This is a genomic window from Rhodococcus sp. ZPP, assembly GCF_017656075.1.
GTDB lineage: Bacteria > Actinomycetota > Actinomycetes > Mycobacteriales > Mycobacteriaceae > Rhodococcus_F > Rhodococcus_F oxybenzonivorans.
Genome location: NZ_CP058638.1, coordinates 1,595,919 through 1,613,736 on the forward strand (window position 1 = coordinate 1,595,919; position 17,818 = coordinate 1,613,736).

Sequence of the window (17,818 nt, forward strand, 5' to 3'; positions counted from 1 at the left end):
TACTCGGCGAGATGACAAGACAGGTCGACGTGGTCACATCACGCGTGAGCCGGCCAACCGGACGCACTTTGCGGGCAGAGCGCCCGATGCAATCCCTCAGGCGAGGTCAAAACTCGACACTCGATCGAAGATGTGTCAAGAAACTCGTTTGTTCGAGAGGCGGAACCTGGGGCGCACACCGCGCCGGGTCGTCACGAACCGAAGGGCATCGCCGGCAGTAGCCAGCGGGTGAGAAACCTGCGCAGGTCGTCGTCGGCGTGAACGGCTTCGTCGTCGAACATGATGACCGAGAGTCCCAGGCGGACCAGGATTTCGACGATGTCGTCCAGGTGCGTCTGCGTGTCGGGGTAGCGATCAACGAGAGGTGAGAGCAACTCGCGTGCAACGGGTTTGGCGCGACGCATCATTTCCGCGTCGAAAAGAGGGTTTCCCTGCTCGGCCTGGAGCAGTGCCGCGAGGACCGGGTCCGCGTGCACCGCAGCCCGACTGGCGACGACGAGCTCGACGACGAGCTCGAAGGGCGTGCCGGTGGCGTCCAAGCGGGAACGGATGCCGCCCACCACCTCCACCGCAAGACCGGCGATCGCCTGCGACACCAGTTCCTCGCGTGACCCGAAGATGGAGTACACGGTTTGCCGCGTGACGCCCGCGGCCTGAGCCACCGCCGCGATGGTGACCCCGTCGAAGCCGTCACTTCTGATCAACTCGAGCGTGGCATCCAGGATCTTCCTCCGCGACCGCATGGGGCCATTATCGGGTACCGCCCTCATGTGGTCGCCGGCCGTCGCACCGTCTCTCCGCGAGCCTTCTCCGCCTGGCAGTATCGACGCCGTGAGTACCGCGAACCTGTCCCGCGCCGAAACAGCCGAACGCAGCCGGTCGATCGAGGTGCTCCGGTACCGAGTGGAGCTCGACCTCCTCGGTGCCGTCGACCCCGGCAGGGACACCTTCAGCACCACCACCACGGTGGAATTCTCCTCACGCTCCCCCGACACCTGGCTCGACTTCATCGGTGCCGGGGTGGAGTCGGTGACCGTCGACGGAACCGCGGTGGATGTGCAGTACGACGGTGCACGTATCGCATTGACCGGACTACGGGAATCCACTGTCGTGACCGTTGTCGCACAGGGCGACTACTCGCGCAGCGGGGAGGGTCTGCACCGGTTCGTCGACCCGTCCGACGGACAGACGTACCTGTACACCCAGTACGAGCCGGCCGACGCCCGCCGGGTTTTCCCGTGCTTCGAACAACCCGACCTCAAGGCTTCGTTCACCTTCGTCGTCACCGCACACCGGGGCTGGGAGGTGATCTCCAACCAGCACGTCGACCGGCGTGACACCGTCAGCGACGGCCAGGTCGTCACCTTCGCAGCTACCTTGCCCCTGTCCACCTACATCACCGCGGTCGTGGCCGGTCCGTACCACAGGGTCGAATCCTCTTGGCAGAGAGGAAACCTCACAGTGCCGCTGAGCGTCCTGTGCCGGGCATCCCTGGCACGATATCTGGACGCCGACACCATTTTCGAGATCACTCAGCAGGGCTTGGACTTCTTCGCCGACGCCTTCGACTACCCGTATCCGTGGGGTAAGTACGACCAGGTCTTCGTGCCCGAGTACAACCTCGGGGCCATGGAGAATCCGGGCTGCGTCACCTTCACCGAGGCGTACGTGTTCCGTGGGTCGGCGACCGATGCCCAGTACGAGGGCCGGGCCAACACGATCCTCCACGAGATGGCGCACATGTGGTTCGGTGACCTGGTCACCATGGTGTGGTGGGACGATTTGTGGCTCAAGGAGTCGTTTGCCGACTACATGGGGTCGCTCGCCAGTGCCGAGGCGACGCGGTGGACACAGGCGTGGGTGGCCTTCGCCAACCGGCGCAAGGCCTGGGCTTATCTCCAGGACCAGCTCCCGACGACCCATCCCATCGTGGCCGACATCGTCGACCTCGAAGCCGCGAAGCTCAATTTCGACGGCATCACCTACGCCAAGGGCGCCAGTGTGCTGAAGCAGCTCGCGTCCTACGTGGGTCGGGACGCCTTCTTCGAGGGCGCTCGCCGCTACTTCCGCGCCCATGCCTTCGGAAACACCACCTTGGCCGATCTGCTGACCGAGCTGTCCGGCACATCCGGTCGCGACCTGACCAGCTGGGCGGACGCCTGGCTGCAGACCAGCGGAGTATCGACTCTGGCCCTGGAGCGCAACGACGGGGGCGGCGCGACTCTTTCGCAGACCGATCCCCGACCGCACCGGCTGGCGATCGGCATGTACGACTTCGATGAAGCCGGCGACCTGGTGTGCACCGAGCGAACCGAAATCGACATCACCACCTCGCGGACTCCCGTCGACCTCTCAGATGCCCCGCTGGTGCTACCGAACGACGCCGATCTGACGTATGCGAAGGTGCGCCTCGACACTCGCTCGCTGACCACGGTGGAGAACTCCCTCGACCGGGTTCGCGACCCGTTGGCACGCGGGCTGATCTGGTCGTCCCTCTGGAATGCGACGCGGGACAGTGAACTGGAGGCAGCCCGCTATCTTGCCATGGCGCAGCGGTTCTCTCCTACGGAATCCAACCCGGCTCTCCTGACCTCCGTGCTGTCGAATGCGCCCTTCGCGATCGAGCACTACCTACCCGAATCCGCCCGAGCGGACGCCCGCAGCCGATGGCTCGAGCACACCTGGAACGAAATGTTCGTCAGTGATTCCGGCGCCCAGCTCACCTGGGCGCGCGCTGTCGCCGCCGTTGCGGCAACCGACGGAGGCCGGGCGGCGGACATTCGATCGATTCTCGACGGCAGTGCACCGCCGCCGTCCGGACTGTCTCTCGACCCCGACCTGCGGTGGGCGTTCTGGCTCGCTCTCGCCGCCACCGGTCATGCCGATGACACCGACCTGCACGCCGAATGGCAGCGGGACGACACCGGGTCCGGTCGCACCGCGTACCTGCGTGCGATGTCGGCCCGTCCGGAAGTCGCCGTCAAGGCGGAGGCCTGGGCGTCCATTTTCCACGACCACTCGCTGTCGAACGATCACCTCGACGCCACCATCAGCGGATTCCTCGCGGGAGCACGACGTGACCTCGTCGCACCGTTCGCGGCAGACTACTTCGCCGCAGTACGTCCGACCTGGCGGGACCGGAGCATCGAGATGGCACGCCGGGTGGTGACCGGCTTGTTCCCCCGGGAGAAGACCCTCGGCGCGGCCGACGCCTGGCTCGCAGCGAACGCCGACGCACCGGGCGCTCTGCGAAGACTGATCGTCGAGCAACGCGACCATCTCGCGCGCGATCTCCGGGCGCAGGAGTTCAACTCCCGATTCGGGACGCGCACGCCCTCGGACGAACCCTGACGCGCGGGCGAGGAGCCCATATCATCGAGACGCGACCGGCATTCGCCCGCGGAAGTACCAGGAAAGGACACTCGTGGACCAGCACAACTTCGAGGTCGAACTCCCGTCGGATACGTCGTTCGAGTCGGCAGAGGAACACGTCCTGCAGGAGATCGTCGGTCCCCGCATGCTCCGCGAGGGCAAGGATGGTTACGCCGACCTGCACGTGGACTCCAAGGTCGAGAGTCGGAAGCCGGGAATCTCGATTTTCGCCGGGTCCTACAAGCTCTAGCAGAACTGTTACTCAGGCGACGGATCGTCGGCCGATCGCGAAGAGTTCCCGAGGCGAATCGATGCCCTTCAGCCTGTGGCTGCCGGCCGGTTCGCACCAGAAGTCGTCGGTGTCCAGTTCGTCGTAGAACTCACCGGTGACCACCACCTCGTGGGCGGGTGCGACGGCCACCACGCGGGACGCCATGTTGACCGGTCGACCGAACCAGTCGCCCGCGCTCGGCACTGCGGTTCCCCAGTCGATGCCGGCCCGAAGTGGTGGCAACCCTTCCAGACGGGCGGCATCGACGAGGTCGAGTGCGGCGCCCGCGAGCGCGGAGGCATCCCACGAAACCAGCATGACCGCGTCCCCGATCGTCTTCACCAATCGCACAGGCGAGACCACAAGGTCAGTGGCCAGGCGGTCGAGCCGTTCCGCGACCCGGCTCAGATCGTCCGCCGCGCCCTGCTCGCCGAGCAGCGTGAACCCGACGAGATCGGCGAAACACACCCCGATCTGCTGAGAACCCCGGATGTGCAGGTTCGAGTCACCGGCGATGCCGACCGCGTCCGAACGCAGTTGCTCACGCAGGCTCGTCGCAAGAATGTGCGCGAGTATCTGTGCCTGGAAATCTGCGATACGGCGCACCTCCACCGCATACTGCAGGGCAACTTCCGGGTGATCACCCGCTGCCGCGAGACGGTCCTGGAGGAGGGCCTCCGCGGCATCGGCCAACGTCCAGATATTGCGGCCCATGACGCGTGCGGCCGCGAACATTCCACCTTCGTCGAGTCCCAGATCTCGGTACTGCTTCAATCCTCGCGCAAGGCTCACATCACCGTCGTTGTAGTACGCCCCGTCCTCGGACGCTCCCCTGCCGATGGCGCGAAACCAACGGCGGGCATCCTCGACGGTGAGACCGGCCAGCTGCGAGATTTCCTCGATGCTGTACGTGCCTTTCGGCGACAAGGCATGCTCGAGCAACAGGTGAGCGAGCCGGTTGCCCTGAGTCGCGGCGCGTAGTTCGTCGATGGTTACGTTCTCCGCGACCAGCGTGTCGAGCACGCCGATCCGGGCAGTACGGTCCGAACCCGAGAGCCCCTCCAGGAGACCGGCACGTTCGAAGTTCTCGATCTGAACGCGATGGGGAACCGGACGGCGCAGTAAACGAGGCGCCGGGGACACCAGACCTCCCGGCCGCGGCACGAGCCGCACGCCGACTCGCCGCGGAAGCCGCCGTTTCGCCCGGGAATTGAGCACGTCCTCATCGTCGCAGGCATCACGGCCTTGATCGCGGAGATTACGGGAAGTCCTTCCCACGGACGGCGAGACCGAACTATATTCGGTTGGTGCCGATTCAAAGTCTGTTGTTGGATGCGGCGGAAGCACACTTCGCACGCCGCGGAGTTCTCGAGACCCGACTGTCCGACATCCGGCAGGACGTTGGGGCGAGCGTGGGTGCGGTGTACCACCACTTCCCCAACAAGGCCGAGCTGTACGCGCAGGTCTGGCTCCGCGCACTCACCGACTATCAGGATCAGTTCTGGACTGCACTGTCCGAGTGCGCGGACGCCCGGACCGGAATCGAAGGAGCGGTCGTACACCACCTCGCGTGGGTGTCCACACACAGGGACAGGGCTGCGATTCTGTCTGCGCCTTGCCCCCCTGCCGTCGACCAGCGTGTGCACGACAAGAACGCCGCATTCTTCCGCCAGGTGACGCACTGGTGGCGTGTCCACGAGCATTACGGCACGGTCCGTCGCCTCGGCATCGATGTTCTGTACGCACTGTGGCTCGGACCTGCGCAGGAGTATTCCCGGCACTGGCTCGCCGGCTCGATGACCACCGAACCCGCCGCCGTGGCCCCGGAATTGGCGCGCGCCGCGTGGATGTCGCTACGAACTCAGGAGTGAACCATGACCGTGGATGTCGCCTTGACTCCAGACTCTGCCCGGGCCGTGCTGGAAGCGCAGCCGTTCAGCATGCTCGTGGGTGCCCGCATGACGCAGTTCGGCGACGGCCGTACCACCCTCGAGATTCCCGTCCGTGATGATCTACGGCAGCAGAGTGGTTTCGTGCACGGCGGCGTCCTGTCCTACGCCGCCGACAATGCGCTCACCTTCGCGGCCGGCACCGTGCTCGGCGCGAACATCATGACCGCCGGATTCACCATCACCTACTTGCGTCCGGCGCTGGGAGTGATCCTTCGCGCCGACGCTCGGGCCGACGCCGCGACCCGGCGCCAGGCCCTGTGCCGCTGCGACATCTACGCAGTGCAGGAGGATGGATCAGAGGTGCTCTGTGCCGCCGCGCAGGGAACCGCAACGGTCAAGCAGTCGCGGTAGCACCGCCCTCACGAGATGACACGATGTATGTCATGGCAGACACAGTGGACCATGCTTCCGTCGTTCACGCGCGCGAGCGCATCGACGGGCTGATCCGGCGAACTCCCACCTTCCGGGCCACCGTTCCGACGGCCCACGGTGACGTTCCGGTGATCTTCAAGCTCGAATTCCTCCAGTACGGCGGATCGTTCAAGGTCCGCGGCAGTCTCAACGCCTTGCTTCACGCAGAGGAGGAGGGGCAGCTCGCCGACGCGGGGGTCGTCATCGCCTCCGGTGGAAACGCCGCGATCGGCGCCGCCTGGGCGTCACGCCTGCGCGGTGTGAGATGCACCGTGGTGGTGCCGGATACCGCGCCCGACATCAAGATCGAGAAACTGCGGGCGCTGGGGGCGGATGTCCGCACGGTGGGTGACCGTTATGCGGAGGCCGCCGCGTACGCCGCAGAGCTCGCCGAGTCGTCGAACGCACTGGCGCTGCACGCCTACGACCTTCCGGACATCGTCGCGGGAGCGGGCACCATCGCCCTCGAGATCCAGGACGACGTCCCCGAACCGGTCACCTACGTGGTCGCCGTGGGCGGCGGCGGTCTGCTGTCGGGCATCGTCGCGGGTAGCCGCGACGACGACGCCATCATCGGTGTGGAACCGCGCGGCGCGGCCACCCTGCACACGGCCGTCGCGGCACGCCGTCCCGTGGACATCGACATCGACAGCATTGCCGGCGACTCCCTCGGGGCCACTCAGATCGGCTCGATCGCGTGGGCCACCGTGTCGGGGCGGCCCGTCGACAGCCTCGTCGTGGATGACAGCGCACTGCTCGACGCGCGAACGCTCCTGTGGGAGGAGTTCCGGATCGTCGTCGAACACGGCACGGCGGCGGCGCTCGCCGCGATCCTCACCGGCGAACTCGTACCGTCCTCGGATCGACCGCTGTGTGTCGTCCTGTGCGGGGCCAACACCGCACTGACCAGCTACTGAAGGGCGAGGGATCAGCCGCGCGGTTTCAGCCGGCTGTTCGGCAGCTCGGGCGCAGGCAAAGCCGAACCGTCGTATCCTTCGACGGTTCCGAACCGGTAGTCGGCGGACCCTGAGCCACGGATTTCCGACTGCCAGTCCCGGCGGTAGCCGACGATGTCGTCGTGACTGCGACCGAGGAAGTTCCACCACATGATCACCTGCTCGCCGAGTGGCTCGCCGCCGAGCAGCAGCAGCCGGGCGCGGGTTTCACCCGTATTTCGCAGTGCCACTACCGAGGACCCCGGCGGCTGATAGCCGAGTTCCGCCCACTTCAGCGGGGTTCCGCGTAGCCGGACGTCGCCTTCGTCGACCAGAACCCCGACCTCGAAACCGGGTTCGATGTCGAAGGTGACGTCGGCACCCGGATCCAGCAGGACCTCCGCCCCCAGCAGCGGCGAGAAGGTCCGGACCGGCGATGTCGACCCCGCTGTGGTACCGAGAAACACCCGGACCGTTGCGCCGTCCAACTCCACCGGTTCCGGCGCATAGGTGTCGAAGGCGGGCGGCGCGTCCTGAGCCGAGGCGGGCAACGCCACCCACAGCTGGGCTCCGTGCAGAATGTGCGTCTCCGGCGTCGACACCTCCGAATGTGCGATGCCCCGCCCCGCCGTCATCAGGTTCAGTTCGCCGGGCCGGACCATGGCGTGTGAGCCGATGCTGTCGCGGTGCTCGATTTCGCCGGTGAACAACCAGCTCACTGTCTGCAGCCCGGTGTGTGGATGCGGCGGGACGTTCATCCCCCCGGTGAGTCCGACATCGTCCGGACCGTAGTGATCGGCGAAGCACCACGCCCCGATCAGTGAACGATCGCGCTGCGGCAGAGTGCGCCGGACCGGCATGGCGCGAGGGCCGCCCAGCGGAACCTCGCGCGCGCTCAGCACCTCGATACCCTCGCCACCGGGACGGGACTCACACCGCTTCTCCACCGAATTCGCTTCCACATTGCTCACGATTCCATCGTGCCTTTCGTCGGCTCTGCGCGGTACCACGTGTACGACGCTCGGAGTCTCGTCTCCAGGCGCCAGATCAGTTCTATCGAGGGGTGGCCTCGGTCAACGTCCGATCGGCCTTCATCGACGCGTGCGTCGGTGGATTCTCCGGCACGTGCGCCGGACGACGGGCGGCAAACTCCCTGCGCAACACAGGAACCACCTCGCCACCGAGCAGGTCCAGCTGTTCGAGCACCGTCTTCAGGGGAAGGCCTGCATGATCGACGAGGAACAGCTGACGCTGATAGTCGCCGAAGAAGTCGGCGAACATGAGGGTCTTCTCGATCACCTGCTCGGGCGTCCCGACCGTCAACGGCGTCTGCGCGGTGAAGTCTTCGAGGCTGGGGCCGTGCCCGTACACCGGGGCGTTGTCGAAGTAGGGTCGGAACTCGTCGACGGCGTCCCGTGCGTTCTTTCGCATGAACACCTGCCCACCCAATCCGACGATCGCCTGATCAGCGCGCCCGTGACCGTAATGCTCGTAGCGCTCCCGGTACAGATTGATGAGCTCGATGTAGTGCTCCTTGGGCCAGAAGATGTTGTTCGCGAAGAATCCGTCGCCGTGAAAGGCCGCGATCTCCGCGATTTCCGGGCTGCGGATGGAGCCGTGCCACACGAACGGCGCAATACCGTCGAGCGGCCGCGGCGTCGAGGTGAAGCCCTGCAAGGGGGTACGGAACTGTCCCTGCCAGTCCACAACCTCTTCGTCCCAGAGTCGACGCAGCAACCGGTAATGCTCGAGCGCCAGCGGAATGCCCTGGCGGATGTCCTGGCCGAACCACGGATAGACCGGAGCCGTATTGCCGCGGCCCATCATCAGGTCGACGCGTCCGTCGGCGAGATGCGACAGCATGGCGTAGTCCTCGGCGATCTTCACCGGGTCGTTGGTCGTGATCAGCGTTGTCGACGTCGAGAGGATGATCTTTTTCGTCCTGGCGGCGAGATAACCCAGCATGGTCGTCGGGGACGACGGGACGAAAGGCGGATTATGATGCTCGCCGGTCGCAAAGACATCGAGCCCGACCTCTTCGGCGTGTGTGGCAATGGTGGTCATCGCCTTGATGCGCTCGTGCTCGGACGGAGTGCGGCCAGTGGTGGGGTCGGTCGTCACGTCGCCGACGGTGAATATTCCGAACTGCATGAGATGTTCCTCCCGAACCGCACAGTCACGCGTGCATCAATGTGATACAACATTCAACCACATGGGAGTATTCCGGGTAGCCGGGAACGCGAAGGGCGGCAAGCACACAAGTGCTTGCCGCCCCTCGCCGCGATACGCCGGATCCCCCACGCAGCCGATCAGTGCATCATGATCTGCGGAACATCCTCTGCTTCGAGCGCCGGATTCACCGTCTTCTTCCGCGGCAACAGGAACGCCGGAATCAGAGTCAGTGCGATAAGCACGGTCGCCACCATGAAGGTGTTGCCGAAGGCGTCGGCCGCGGCGTTCAGAATGCTGTCGACGGCGCCGGGAGGCTGCTGCGCGGCCACCTCGGGAACGTGCTGCATCGCCACGGTCTGGTTGTCGAGACCCCGATCGAGTAGCTGGTTCGTCAGAACGACCGACATGACGGCGGTACCGATCGAACCCGCGGTCTGCTGGACGATGTTCATCAGCGAAGAACCGCGCGCGACCTGCTCGTTGGACAGGGTGACGATGGCTGCGGTCATCAGCGGCATCATGGTGCAACCCATTCCCAGGCCCATCACGAACAGCGCACCCATCAGCAGCCACGCCGGTGAATCCCCTGCGACCTGAGTGAACACTCCCAGGCCGACCAGAATCAGCGGCAGACCCGTGAGCACGATCTTGCCCGGACCGATCTTGTCGACGAGCCGACCGGCGACCGGCATGGTCAGCATCGCGCCGATTCCCTGCGGAGCCATCAGCAGACCGGCAGCCAGAGTGGTGTGTCCCCCGACCTGGATGAAGTAACTCGGGAAGAGCAGACCTGCACCCATGAACGCGACGATGAACAGCGAGGTGGTGATGACCGCGACCGACAACTGCCGGTTCTTGAACAGGCGGAGGTCGATCAGCGGGTGGTCCTTGCGAAGCGCATGGAAGACGAACGCGATGATGAGCACCAATCCGATGGCTCCGGACACCAGCACTCGGGCCGAGGCCACGGTGCCGACCTCGGGAATGGACGACACACCGAACAGGAACAGCGCCAGGCCGGGCGAGAGCAGCAGCATTCCGAGGAAATCGAAGGACTCCGACGGCGAAGGCCGATCCGACGGCAGGATGATGAACGCCGCCGCGAGCGCGACGATACCGATGGGCAGGTTGATCAGGAAGATCCAGTGCCAGCTGGCCGCCTCGATCAGCCAGCCGCCGAGGATCGGACCGCCGATGGGTCCGAGCAGCATCGGGATACCGAGCACCGCCATGACCCGGCCGACTCGATCCGGGCCGGCCGCCCTTGTCATGATGGTCATGCCGAGCGGCATCAACATGCCGCCGCCGAGACCCTGGAGCACGCGGAATCCGATCAGCGTCGTGATGTCCCAGGCGAAACTACACAGCACCGAGCCGAGCACGAACAGGATCAGTGCGGTCATGTACAGGCGCTTGGTGCCGAACCTGTCGGCCGCCCACCCTGTGAGAGGGATGACGGTAGCGAGCGCGAGCGTGTACCCGGTCATCGTCCACGCAACGGTGGCGTAGGTGCTGTCGAACTCGGTGGCGAATGTCGGCAGCGCGACGCTGACCACGGTCACATCGAGGATCGACATGATGGCGCCGAGCACCACCACCGACGCGATCTTGAGGACCGTGCCGTCGAGCTTGTCGGGCACCGCGGGCGCGGCGTTCGGCGATGTCATCCGAATGTCTCCTGGTTGTCTTCCCGCAGGAAGTTTCCTGCGAGGATCGGTTGTAGGGCCTCGATCAGTCGAGCCCGCTCGGCCTCCGGAATCCGCCATGCGAACTGTCGCAACTGATCACGCTTGCAGTCGATGTGCTGGTTGGCCAGCTTGTGCCCCGCCTCCGACAAGGACACTCGCTTGACCCTTCGGTCACGGTCGTCCTCCCGACGAACGACGAGACCGAGCTTTACGAGCTGGTCGACGTTCCGACCGGCTGCCGCCACCGAGAGCCGTAACCGTTCCGCAACCTCGTTGATCGGCAGTGGCTCACCGTGCTGCGCGAGCGCGAAAAGCATGCGTACCTGAGAGAACGTGAGGTCCAGCTCGATCAGGGCGTCCATCGACTCCGACTCCCCCACACACAGCACTTGCGAGAAGAAATCGTTGAGTACCTCGAAGAGAAGAGCGGGAGAGTTGTCGGCCACCCCGAAATGCTAGCGCAGATGCAACTATTGCCGAAGAGCAACTATGCCGCAACCGAATTATCGGTGTCGGGTGTCACAGCGTCACTGCTCGCGTTCCTGCACGAGTACGGCTTTGCCCAGCACCCGCCCCGTCTCGAGGTCGCGCAGCGCCTCGGCGGCGTCGGCCAGCGGGTATCGGCTCTTCACCAACGGCGTCAGACCTCGCTCGATGTGGCCGAGCAGCGCAGCGTGCACCTCGGCCAGCGCGGCCGGTTCGGTACGGAGGAATTCACCCCACGCCGCCCCGACGATGCTGATGTTGCGAAAGAGCACACGATTCAATTTGACCTCGGGAATCGCTCCGCCGGCGAACCCGATGACCAGCAGCCGCCCTTCCGGGGCCAGGACCCGCACCGCTTCGTCGAATGCGTCACCACCGACCGGATCGACGACCACCTGCGCGCCGACACCACCGGTCAGGGCGCGAACATGCTCGCCCCAGCCTTCCCTGAGCTGCACGACCTCGTCGGCGCCCAATTCCCGCAGGAAGTCCCCGGCACCGTCCCGCCGCACGACGGCGATCACCCGCGCGCCGTGGGCCTTCGCGAGCTGGATCGTCGACGTGCCGACACCACCCGCCGCGCCCAGCACGACGACCGTCTCGCCGGAACGTAATTGCGCCCGCCGTTGCAGCGCGAACTCCATCGTCTGATAGTTGACGATGAGGGACGCAGCGGCCTCGAAGGTCAGCGAGTCGGGGATCGGCAGCACCTGCGCGGGTGGCACGGCGACCCGCTCGGCGTATCCGCCGACGTGCGAGACAGCCAGCACCCGCCGACCGGGTTCGAGCCCGCAGTCCGGCGGCGCCGACACGACAACCCCGGCCACTTCCGCCCCGGGAACGAACGGCGGCTCGGGCCGAATCTGATACTTGCCGTAGCTGATCAGCAGGTCGGGGAAACACACCCCACTCGCCCGGACATCGATCAGCACCGCACCCTCAGCCTGCGGTTCGGGCACCTCCTGCACCGTCATGCCATCCGGCCCGGACAGTTCCGTCACCACCACTGCGCGCATTCCCGAATGCTAGACGCGTACCGGGACCGGAAGTGATCAACGAGCGAAGAGACGTCTCCGCTTGCGGGCGACAGCCACCATTTCGACCTTGTCCGTCATCTTCACCCGGGGTCGGCCGGACCCTTCCGCGCGCGCGGTCTCGGCCTTGTCGATCGCCCGCCAGCCGGTGAAACCGATCTGCTCCGGCTGCCGGCGCTCGACGAGCTTCTTGACGTCCTTGCGGGTTCCGACGTCGCCGCGAAGTTTTCCCGCCTCGAAGTCCTCGAGCAGGGCGGCGACCGTCTCCTTGGCGCAGGCCTTGTTGGTTCCGATGACACCGCTCGGACCGCGCTTGATCCACCCGGTGACATACACCCGGTCGGATACGCGGCCGCGTTCGTTGGGGATGACGCCACGTTTCTCGTCGAACGCGACGCCACCCACGGGATTGCCGCGGTAGCCGATGGAGCGGAGCACGAGAGAGGTGTCGAGCGAGCCGATGTCGTCGACGGGCCGGGCGACGACGGCGCCGGACTCGTCGACGACGAGTTCGTTGCGTCCGTAGCGCAGCGCCTCGGCTCTACCGGATCCCGTGATGTCGAGCGGGGACGTCAGGTACCGGAACACGATCCGCTTGCGTCCGGGCCGCGGAGTGCGTGCGGCGAACTCCTGCGCCAGCCGGACCTTCATCGCAGTGGCCGGGTCGTCGAGCAGTGCGCGGCTGCCGTCATCGAGGTCGAGATCGGCCTCGTCGATGACGACGTCCACGTTCTCGAGATCGCCGAGCGCAAGGAACTCGGGGTTGCTGTATGCCGCTTGAGCGGGACCTCGGCGACCCAGGAGAACAACCTCCTCGATGTTGCTGTTGCGCAATGCAGCAAGTGCGTGGTCGGCGATGTCCGTCCGTTCCAGCTCCGCCACGTTCATCGTGAGGATGCGGGCGACGTCCAGCGCGACGTTGCCGTTTCCGACGATCACGGCCCGCTTCCCGGAGAGGTCGAACGTGCGATCTGCATAGTCCGGGTGGCCGTTGTACCAGGCAACGAACTCCGTGGCAGCGTGCACTCCGGGTAGGTCCTCGCCGGGGATGTTCAAGCGTCGGTCACTCGACGCGCCCACCGCGTAGACGACCGCGTGATGGTTGCGGAGGAGCTCGTCGTGGGTGATGTGCTTGCCGACCTCGACGTTGAGGTGAAATTCGAAGTTCGGGCGGTCGAGGCTCCACTCGAACATCCGCGTCACCTCCTTGGTGCCGGGATGGTCCGGCGCGACCCCGGCGCGGACGAGGCCCCACGGCGTCGGCAGCTTCTCGAACATGTCGACCTCGACGTCGGAGCGCTCGAGCAGCTCACCGGCGGCGTAGCAGGCAGCAGGCCCGGCACCGACGACGGCGACCCGCAGCTTCCCCAGATCCCGTCGCGGCGGGGTGGCGGGAGTGAGCGGAAGCCACCCCGTCGGCATGGGATTCGTCGTGTAGTAGTCGGCGTTGATGTCCTTGTAGCGGGTGAGCGATCCCAGGAGCTTGTCTTCCGGGAAGATCGCGTCCACGGGACAGGCGTCGACGCACGCCCCGCAGTCGATGCAGGTCTCGGGGTCGATGTGGAGCATCTCGGTCTGAGCGAACTCCCGCTCCTCCGGCGTCGGATGGATGCAGTTCACGGGGCAAGCGGAGACACAGCTCGCGTCGTTGCAGCACGCCTGCGTGATGACATATGCCATTTGCGGATTCCTCACACCTGTTCGGACCATGTGTTCGTGTGTGTTACACGAAGTAACAGTTATGGAAACTGTACTGAGAAACGCGTCTCCGGACAACCCTCGCCGCCGAATGCGAGAATCAGGGGACTGTCCACGAGCGAAGGAAACGCACCTTGTCACTCGATCAGCCACTGGCCGTGCTCCCTGATCGCGGCCGAGTTTTCGAGACTTCCTGGCCCGTACGCACCGGGGACATCGACGCGGCCAAGCGACTGCGCCTCGACGGGATCGCCCGCTACCTGCAAGACGCCGGGCTGGACAACCTCGAGGCCGTCGACGCCGCCGAGAGCCACCCCCTGTGGATAGTCCGCCGGACGGTCATCGACATCATCCGTCCGGCGGTGTGGCCTGAACGCGTGCACCTTCGCCGCTGGTGTTCGGGGTTGTCCACCCGATGGACGAACATGCGGGTACAGATCGAAGGCGAAAAAGGCGCCCTGATCGAGACCGAAGGATTCTGGATTCACATCAGCGCCGCAACCGGGATGCCGACGCGTATCGAGGACGGGTTCATCGATGCACTCGGTGAGTCCGCCAGCGAAACGCGCTTGAAATGGAAGCGCTGGCTGGTCGAGGACGCTCCGTCGACCGACGAGGAAGGCGTCGAGGAGACGCCATTCAGGCTGCGCCGCACCGACATCGACCCGTTCGACCACGTCAACAACGCCGTCTACTGGCAAGCGGTGGAAGAGTTGTTGGCCGATCACGAGCACCCGGGTGGCGGACGCCTCGTCGACAACCCGCACCGCGCCGTGCTCGAATACCTGTCGCCGATCGTGTCGACGGACAAGATCATTCTTCGCTCGCGCCGCGACGACACGTCGTTGACAGTGTGGTTCCTGGTCGACGACACCGTGCGGGCAGTCGCCAAGGTAGGTCCACTCTCCGTGTGATCAGACCATCTGCTGGGTACCGATCACCCGCAGGACATCGAGCCTCGCCCGGGCGTCGGAACCCGGTTGCGGCAGGTACACCAGCAGGTGTTGGTAGGCGCTCGGTGTCAGAAGCGTCTCGCACACTAGGTCGATCCGTCCGACCTCCGCGTGGAGCACGCTCTTGGTGTCGGAGCGGCGTACCGCCACGTCATGGCGGTCCCACAGCGCTGCGAACTCGGAACTCCGCTCGCGCAGTCGAGTCACCAGTTCCGTCACGTCGGCGTCGCCCGCCCGGCGCGCCGCGGTGGCCCGCAGATCCGCGATCTGGTTCGCGGCGAGCCGCTCGTGTTCTTCCTCGGGAAACATCGAGCGTTCCTCCGGGTGCACGAAATACCGCCACGGGAGGTAGCGTTCGAGACCGGAAAACGCGGACTCGTCCCCGAACAGGGCGACGTGCATGCGGTTCTGCATCAGCACCTCACCGAGGTCGGAGATGACGCAGGCCGGGGTGTCGTCGAGCTTGTCCAGTAGGTGCAGCAGTCCCGGCCCGACGTGCTTGTCCCCTACCGCACGCAGCGGTGGCACCTGTCCCGACAACAGGTAGAGATGGTCACGCTGGTCATCGGTCAGCCGCAGTGCCCGGGCAAGGGAGCCCAGCACCGAGGTCGACGGGTGCGGGCCGCGAGCCTGCTCGAGCCGGGTGTAGTAGTCGGTGGACATACCTGCGAGCAGCGCGACCTCATCGCGTCGCAGTCCGGGGGTCCGGCGCCGGACACCCGGCGGTAAGCCCACATCCGCGGGGACCAACTGCTCTCTGCGACGGCGGAGGAAGTCGGCCAGCTCGGTGCGGTCCATGGACCAACTGTGCCTGACACGCGGATGCCCTGCCAGGGATCGCCGGTCCCCCGATGAAGGGTCTCTGGTTGTCGTGTCCCGAGCGGATCACGCTGGTGTCGGTCCCACACCACGACGACCATCAGGAGCACATCATGGTCCCCACAACCACACTCGGAACCACAGGTCCCACCGTCAGCCGGATCGGACTCGGCGCCATGGGCATGTCCGGGATGTACGGCCGATCGGAAGACGCGGAGTCGACCGCAACGATCCACGCCGCCCTCGATGCGGGAATCGACCTCATCGACACCGGCGACTTCTACGGGTCCGGTCACAACGAGACCCTGATCGGCGCAGCGCTGTCCGGCCGCAGGCGCGAGGACGTCACGTTGAGCGTGAAGTTCGGTGCAATGCGCGGACCGGGAGGCACGTGGGGCGGAGTCGACAACCGGCCCGACTCGATCCGCAACTTCCTCGCGTACTCGCTGCAGCGACTCGGCGTCGACTACATCGACATCTACCGTCCCGCCCGCCTCGACCCCAGCGTGCCGATCGAGGACACAGTCGGCGCGATCGGTGAACTGGTCGAGGCCGGCTACGTGCGGCACATCGGCCTGTCGGAGGTGGGTCCCGAGACGATCCGCCGCGCGACCGCCGTGCACCCCATCGCCGACCTGCAGATCGAGTACTCGCTGATCTCGCGCGGCATCGAGAACGAGATCCTTCCCCTGTGCCGCGAACTCGGCATCGGCGTCACCGCGTACGGGGTGCTGTCCCGCGGTCTGCTCAGTGACTCACTGCGGTCGAATTCCGCGCTGGCGCCCGACGATTTCCGCTCGCACAGCCCGCGATTTCAGGGCGAGAACCTCCGACAGAATCTGCGGCTCGTCGACACGATGGCCGAACTCGCCGCGCAACACGGGGTGACCGTCGCACAACTCGCGATCGCCTGGGTGCTCGCGCAGGGCGGCGACATCGTCCCGGTCGTCGGGGCCCGCAAGGTCACCCGCCTCACCGAAACGCTTGGCGCGCTCGACGTGCAGCTGAGCGCCGCGGACCTGGCCGGTATCGCAGCAGCGGTTCCCGATTCCGCGGTCGCCGGCGACCGCTACGCACCCGCGCAGATGGCCCAGCTCGACAGCGAACGGACCACGGTCGGGCAAAGCTAGTTCACAGCGTCGCGGCGGCCGGCGACCAACGGCTGCAGGAACTCGGCCCAGCGGGCGAACACCTGGTAGTGGCCACCGCCCACCCAGACATGGGTGTCGGCGGCGCCCAGTCGCTGGGCGAGGCGCCGATACATCTCCGGGGCCAGGATGTCGTCGGCGTCGCCGTAGAACACGTCGACCGGCTGGGTGATGTCCTCGGGCACGAACCCCCACTCCAGGAACGCCCACATGTCGTCGAGAACGCCGACGCCTCCCTGCACCAGCGCCTCTCCCATCTCTTCCTCGAACATCGGCTCCAGCACCGGGTCGAGCAGCACGTCCCGGTCCGCGGGAGCCTCCTCGGCGAGGTGGGTGACGAACTTCCGCAGATCGCGGCGGGACGCCTTCGACTCGTGTCGCGCTGCAGCGGTGGCGACGAAACGAGCATGGTTGAGTCGCCAGATCATGCGCAGGTCGCGATTGAGCACGAGGTCCCGGGAGCCCTGCTCGTCGAACGGGCCGAGCGGGGAAGCCAGCACCAACCGGGTGACCCTGTCACCGAGCAGGTGCGCTGCGGCCAACGCGTGCGGTCCACCACCGGACCAGCCGGCGATTGCGAATCGCTCGATCTCCAGCTCGTCCGCGAGAGCGGAGACATCCTGCGGCCAGTCCAGCAGACTCCGGCCCCGCAGCTGGGTGGAGCCCCCGACGCCGGGGCGGTCAGCGGTGATCAGCCGCAATCCGAGAGACCGCGTGAGGGTGTCGTCGGGGTACCGGGCGAGACGGGAGTCCCCGGTGCCGTGGGCGAAGAACACGGGCATGCCGTCGACGTCGCCCCACTCTTCGTACGCGAGTGTCCGACCGTCGGCTAGCTGGAGGGAGGCCACGGCTGCGACGCTACCGGCCGCTGCGGGGCCC

General features: G+C 66.1%; 17 protein-coding genes. 7 read left to right on the forward strand and 10 right to left on the reverse strand.

What is annotated here, in order from left to right; genetic code table 11:
- Nucleotides 1-191 precede the first annotated feature (191 nt).
- Nucleotides 192-743: a TetR/AcrR family transcriptional regulator gene (locus HYG77_RS07525; protein WP_109328017.1), complete on the reverse strand. Its 552-nt coding sequence runs from the start codon at nucleotides 741-743 to the stop codon at nucleotides 192-194.
- Nucleotides 744-831: 88 nt separating this feature from the next.
- Here HYG77_RS07525 and pepN point away from each other — a divergent pair, with 88 nt between their 5' ends.
- Together pepN and HYG77_RS07535 are read left to right on the forward strand one after the other, a co-directional pair.
- The gene (pepN, locus tag HYG77_RS07530) at nucleotides 832-3,351 is read left to right on the forward strand and encodes an aminopeptidase N (RefSeq protein ID WP_208962319.1); all 2,520 of its coding nucleotides are present in this window, start codon (nucleotides 832-834) and stop codon (nucleotides 3,349-3,351) included.
- Nucleotides 3,352-3,424: 73 nt separating this feature from the next.
- Nucleotides 3,425-3,622 (forward strand): hypothetical protein, encoded by a 198-nt coding sequence (locus HYG77_RS07535; protein WP_208962320.1) that lies wholly within the window; start codon nucleotides 3,425-3,427, stop codon nucleotides 3,620-3,622.
- A gap of 12 nt (nucleotides 3,623-3,634) precedes the next feature.
- Here HYG77_RS07535 and HYG77_RS07540 read toward each other — a convergent pair whose 3' ends face one another.
- A complete protein-coding gene (locus HYG77_RS07540) occupies nucleotides 3,635-4,786 on the reverse strand; it encodes an adenylate/guanylate cyclase domain-containing protein (RefSeq protein WP_109334940.1) in 1,152 nt (383 codons plus the stop codon).
- 164 nt (nucleotides 4,787-4,950) lie between these two features.
- Between HYG77_RS07540 and HYG77_RS07545 the strand changes: the two genes are divergently transcribed.
- Genes HYG77_RS07545 through HYG77_RS07555 form a run of 3 tightly spaced genes read left to right on the forward strand, consistent with a single transcriptional unit; the run spans nucleotide 4,951 to nucleotide 6,923 of the window.
- Entirely contained in the window at nucleotides 4,951-5,514 is a 564-nt protein-coding gene (locus tag HYG77_RS07545; RefSeq protein ID WP_208962321.1) for a TetR/AcrR family transcriptional regulator, read from the forward strand.
- A gap of 3 nt (nucleotides 5,515-5,517) precedes the next feature.
- Nucleotides 5,518-5,946, forward strand: coding sequence for a PaaI family thioesterase (locus HYG77_RS07550; protein WP_109328011.1), 429 nt, complete (start codon nucleotides 5,518-5,520; stop codon nucleotides 5,944-5,946).
- Between the two features lie 32 nt (nucleotides 5,947-5,978).
- Nucleotides 5,979-6,923 (forward strand): serine/threonine dehydratase, encoded by a 945-nt coding sequence (locus tag HYG77_RS07555; protein ID WP_109334939.1) that lies wholly within the window; start codon nucleotides 5,979-5,981, stop codon nucleotides 6,921-6,923.
- Nucleotides 6,924-6,934: 11 nt separating this feature from the next.
- Here the strand turns inward: HYG77_RS07555 and HYG77_RS07560 are convergent, their stop codons facing one another.
- The 6 genes from HYG77_RS07560 to HYG77_RS07585 all read right to left on the reverse strand — a co-directional run bounded on the left by HYG77_RS07560 (nucleotide 6,935) and on the right by HYG77_RS07585 (nucleotide 14,001).
- On the reverse strand, nucleotides 6,935-7,912 hold the full coding sequence (locus HYG77_RS07560) for a pirin family protein (protein WP_109334938.1): 978 nt from the start codon (nucleotides 7,910-7,912) through the stop codon (nucleotides 6,935-6,937).
- A gap of 82 nt (nucleotides 7,913-7,994) precedes the next feature.
- A complete protein-coding gene (locus tag HYG77_RS07565; RefSeq protein WP_208962322.1) occupies nucleotides 7,995-9,092 on the reverse strand; it encodes an LLM class flavin-dependent oxidoreductase in 1,098 nt (365 codons plus the stop codon).
- A gap of 158 nt (nucleotides 9,093-9,250) precedes the next feature.
- A complete protein-coding gene (locus HYG77_RS07570; protein ID WP_208962323.1) occupies nucleotides 9,251-10,780 on the reverse strand; it encodes a DHA2 family efflux MFS transporter permease subunit in 1,530 nt (509 codons plus the stop codon).
- Nucleotides 10,777-11,247: a MarR family transcriptional regulator gene (locus tag HYG77_RS07575; protein WP_109328005.1), complete on the reverse strand. Its 471-nt coding sequence runs from the start codon at nucleotides 11,245-11,247 to the stop codon at nucleotides 10,777-10,779. Before HYG77_RS07575 ends, HYG77_RS07570 begins: the two co-directional genes overlap by 4 nt.
- An 81-nt stretch (nucleotides 11,248-11,328) precedes the next feature.
- The gene (locus HYG77_RS07580; protein WP_208962324.1) at nucleotides 11,329-12,303 is read right to left on the reverse strand and encodes an NADPH:quinone oxidoreductase family protein; all 975 of its coding nucleotides are present in this window, start codon (nucleotides 12,301-12,303) and stop codon (nucleotides 11,329-11,331) included.
- Between the two features lie 36 nt (nucleotides 12,304-12,339).
- Nucleotides 12,340-14,001 carry an FAD-dependent oxidoreductase gene (locus HYG77_RS07585; protein ID WP_208962325.1) on the reverse strand — a complete coding sequence of 554 codons (1,662 nt, stop codon included), beginning with the start codon at nucleotides 13,999-14,001 and terminating at the stop codon, nucleotides 12,340-12,342.
- Nucleotides 14,002-14,153: 152 nt separating this feature from the next.
- On the opposite strand from HYG77_RS07585, the gene HYG77_RS07590 reads away from it, so the two are divergent.
- On the forward strand, nucleotides 14,154-14,933 hold the full coding sequence (locus HYG77_RS07590) for an acyl-ACP thioesterase domain-containing protein (protein WP_208962326.1): 780 nt from the start codon (nucleotides 14,154-14,156) through the stop codon (nucleotides 14,931-14,933).
- Here HYG77_RS07590 and HYG77_RS07595 read toward each other — a convergent pair whose 3' ends face one another.
- On the reverse strand, nucleotides 14,934-15,770 hold the full coding sequence (locus HYG77_RS07595) for a helix-turn-helix transcriptional regulator (RefSeq protein ID WP_208962327.1): 837 nt from the start codon (nucleotides 15,768-15,770) through the stop codon (nucleotides 14,934-14,936).
- Nucleotides 15,771-15,904: 134 nt separating this feature from the next.
- Between HYG77_RS07595 and HYG77_RS07600 the strand changes: the two genes are divergently transcribed.
- Complete coding sequence (locus tag HYG77_RS07600; protein WP_208962328.1) at nucleotides 15,905-16,921, forward strand: aldo/keto reductase; 1,017 nt, start codon at nucleotides 15,905-15,907, stop codon at nucleotides 16,919-16,921.
- Here the strand turns inward: HYG77_RS07600 and HYG77_RS07605 are convergent.
- On the reverse strand, nucleotides 16,918-17,787 hold the full coding sequence (locus HYG77_RS07605) for an alpha/beta hydrolase (protein ID WP_109327997.1): 870 nt from the start codon (nucleotides 17,785-17,787) through the stop codon (nucleotides 16,918-16,920). The two genes, HYG77_RS07600 and HYG77_RS07605, sit on opposite strands and share 4 nt — an antisense overlap.
- Nucleotides 17,788-17,818 lie beyond the last annotated feature (31 nt).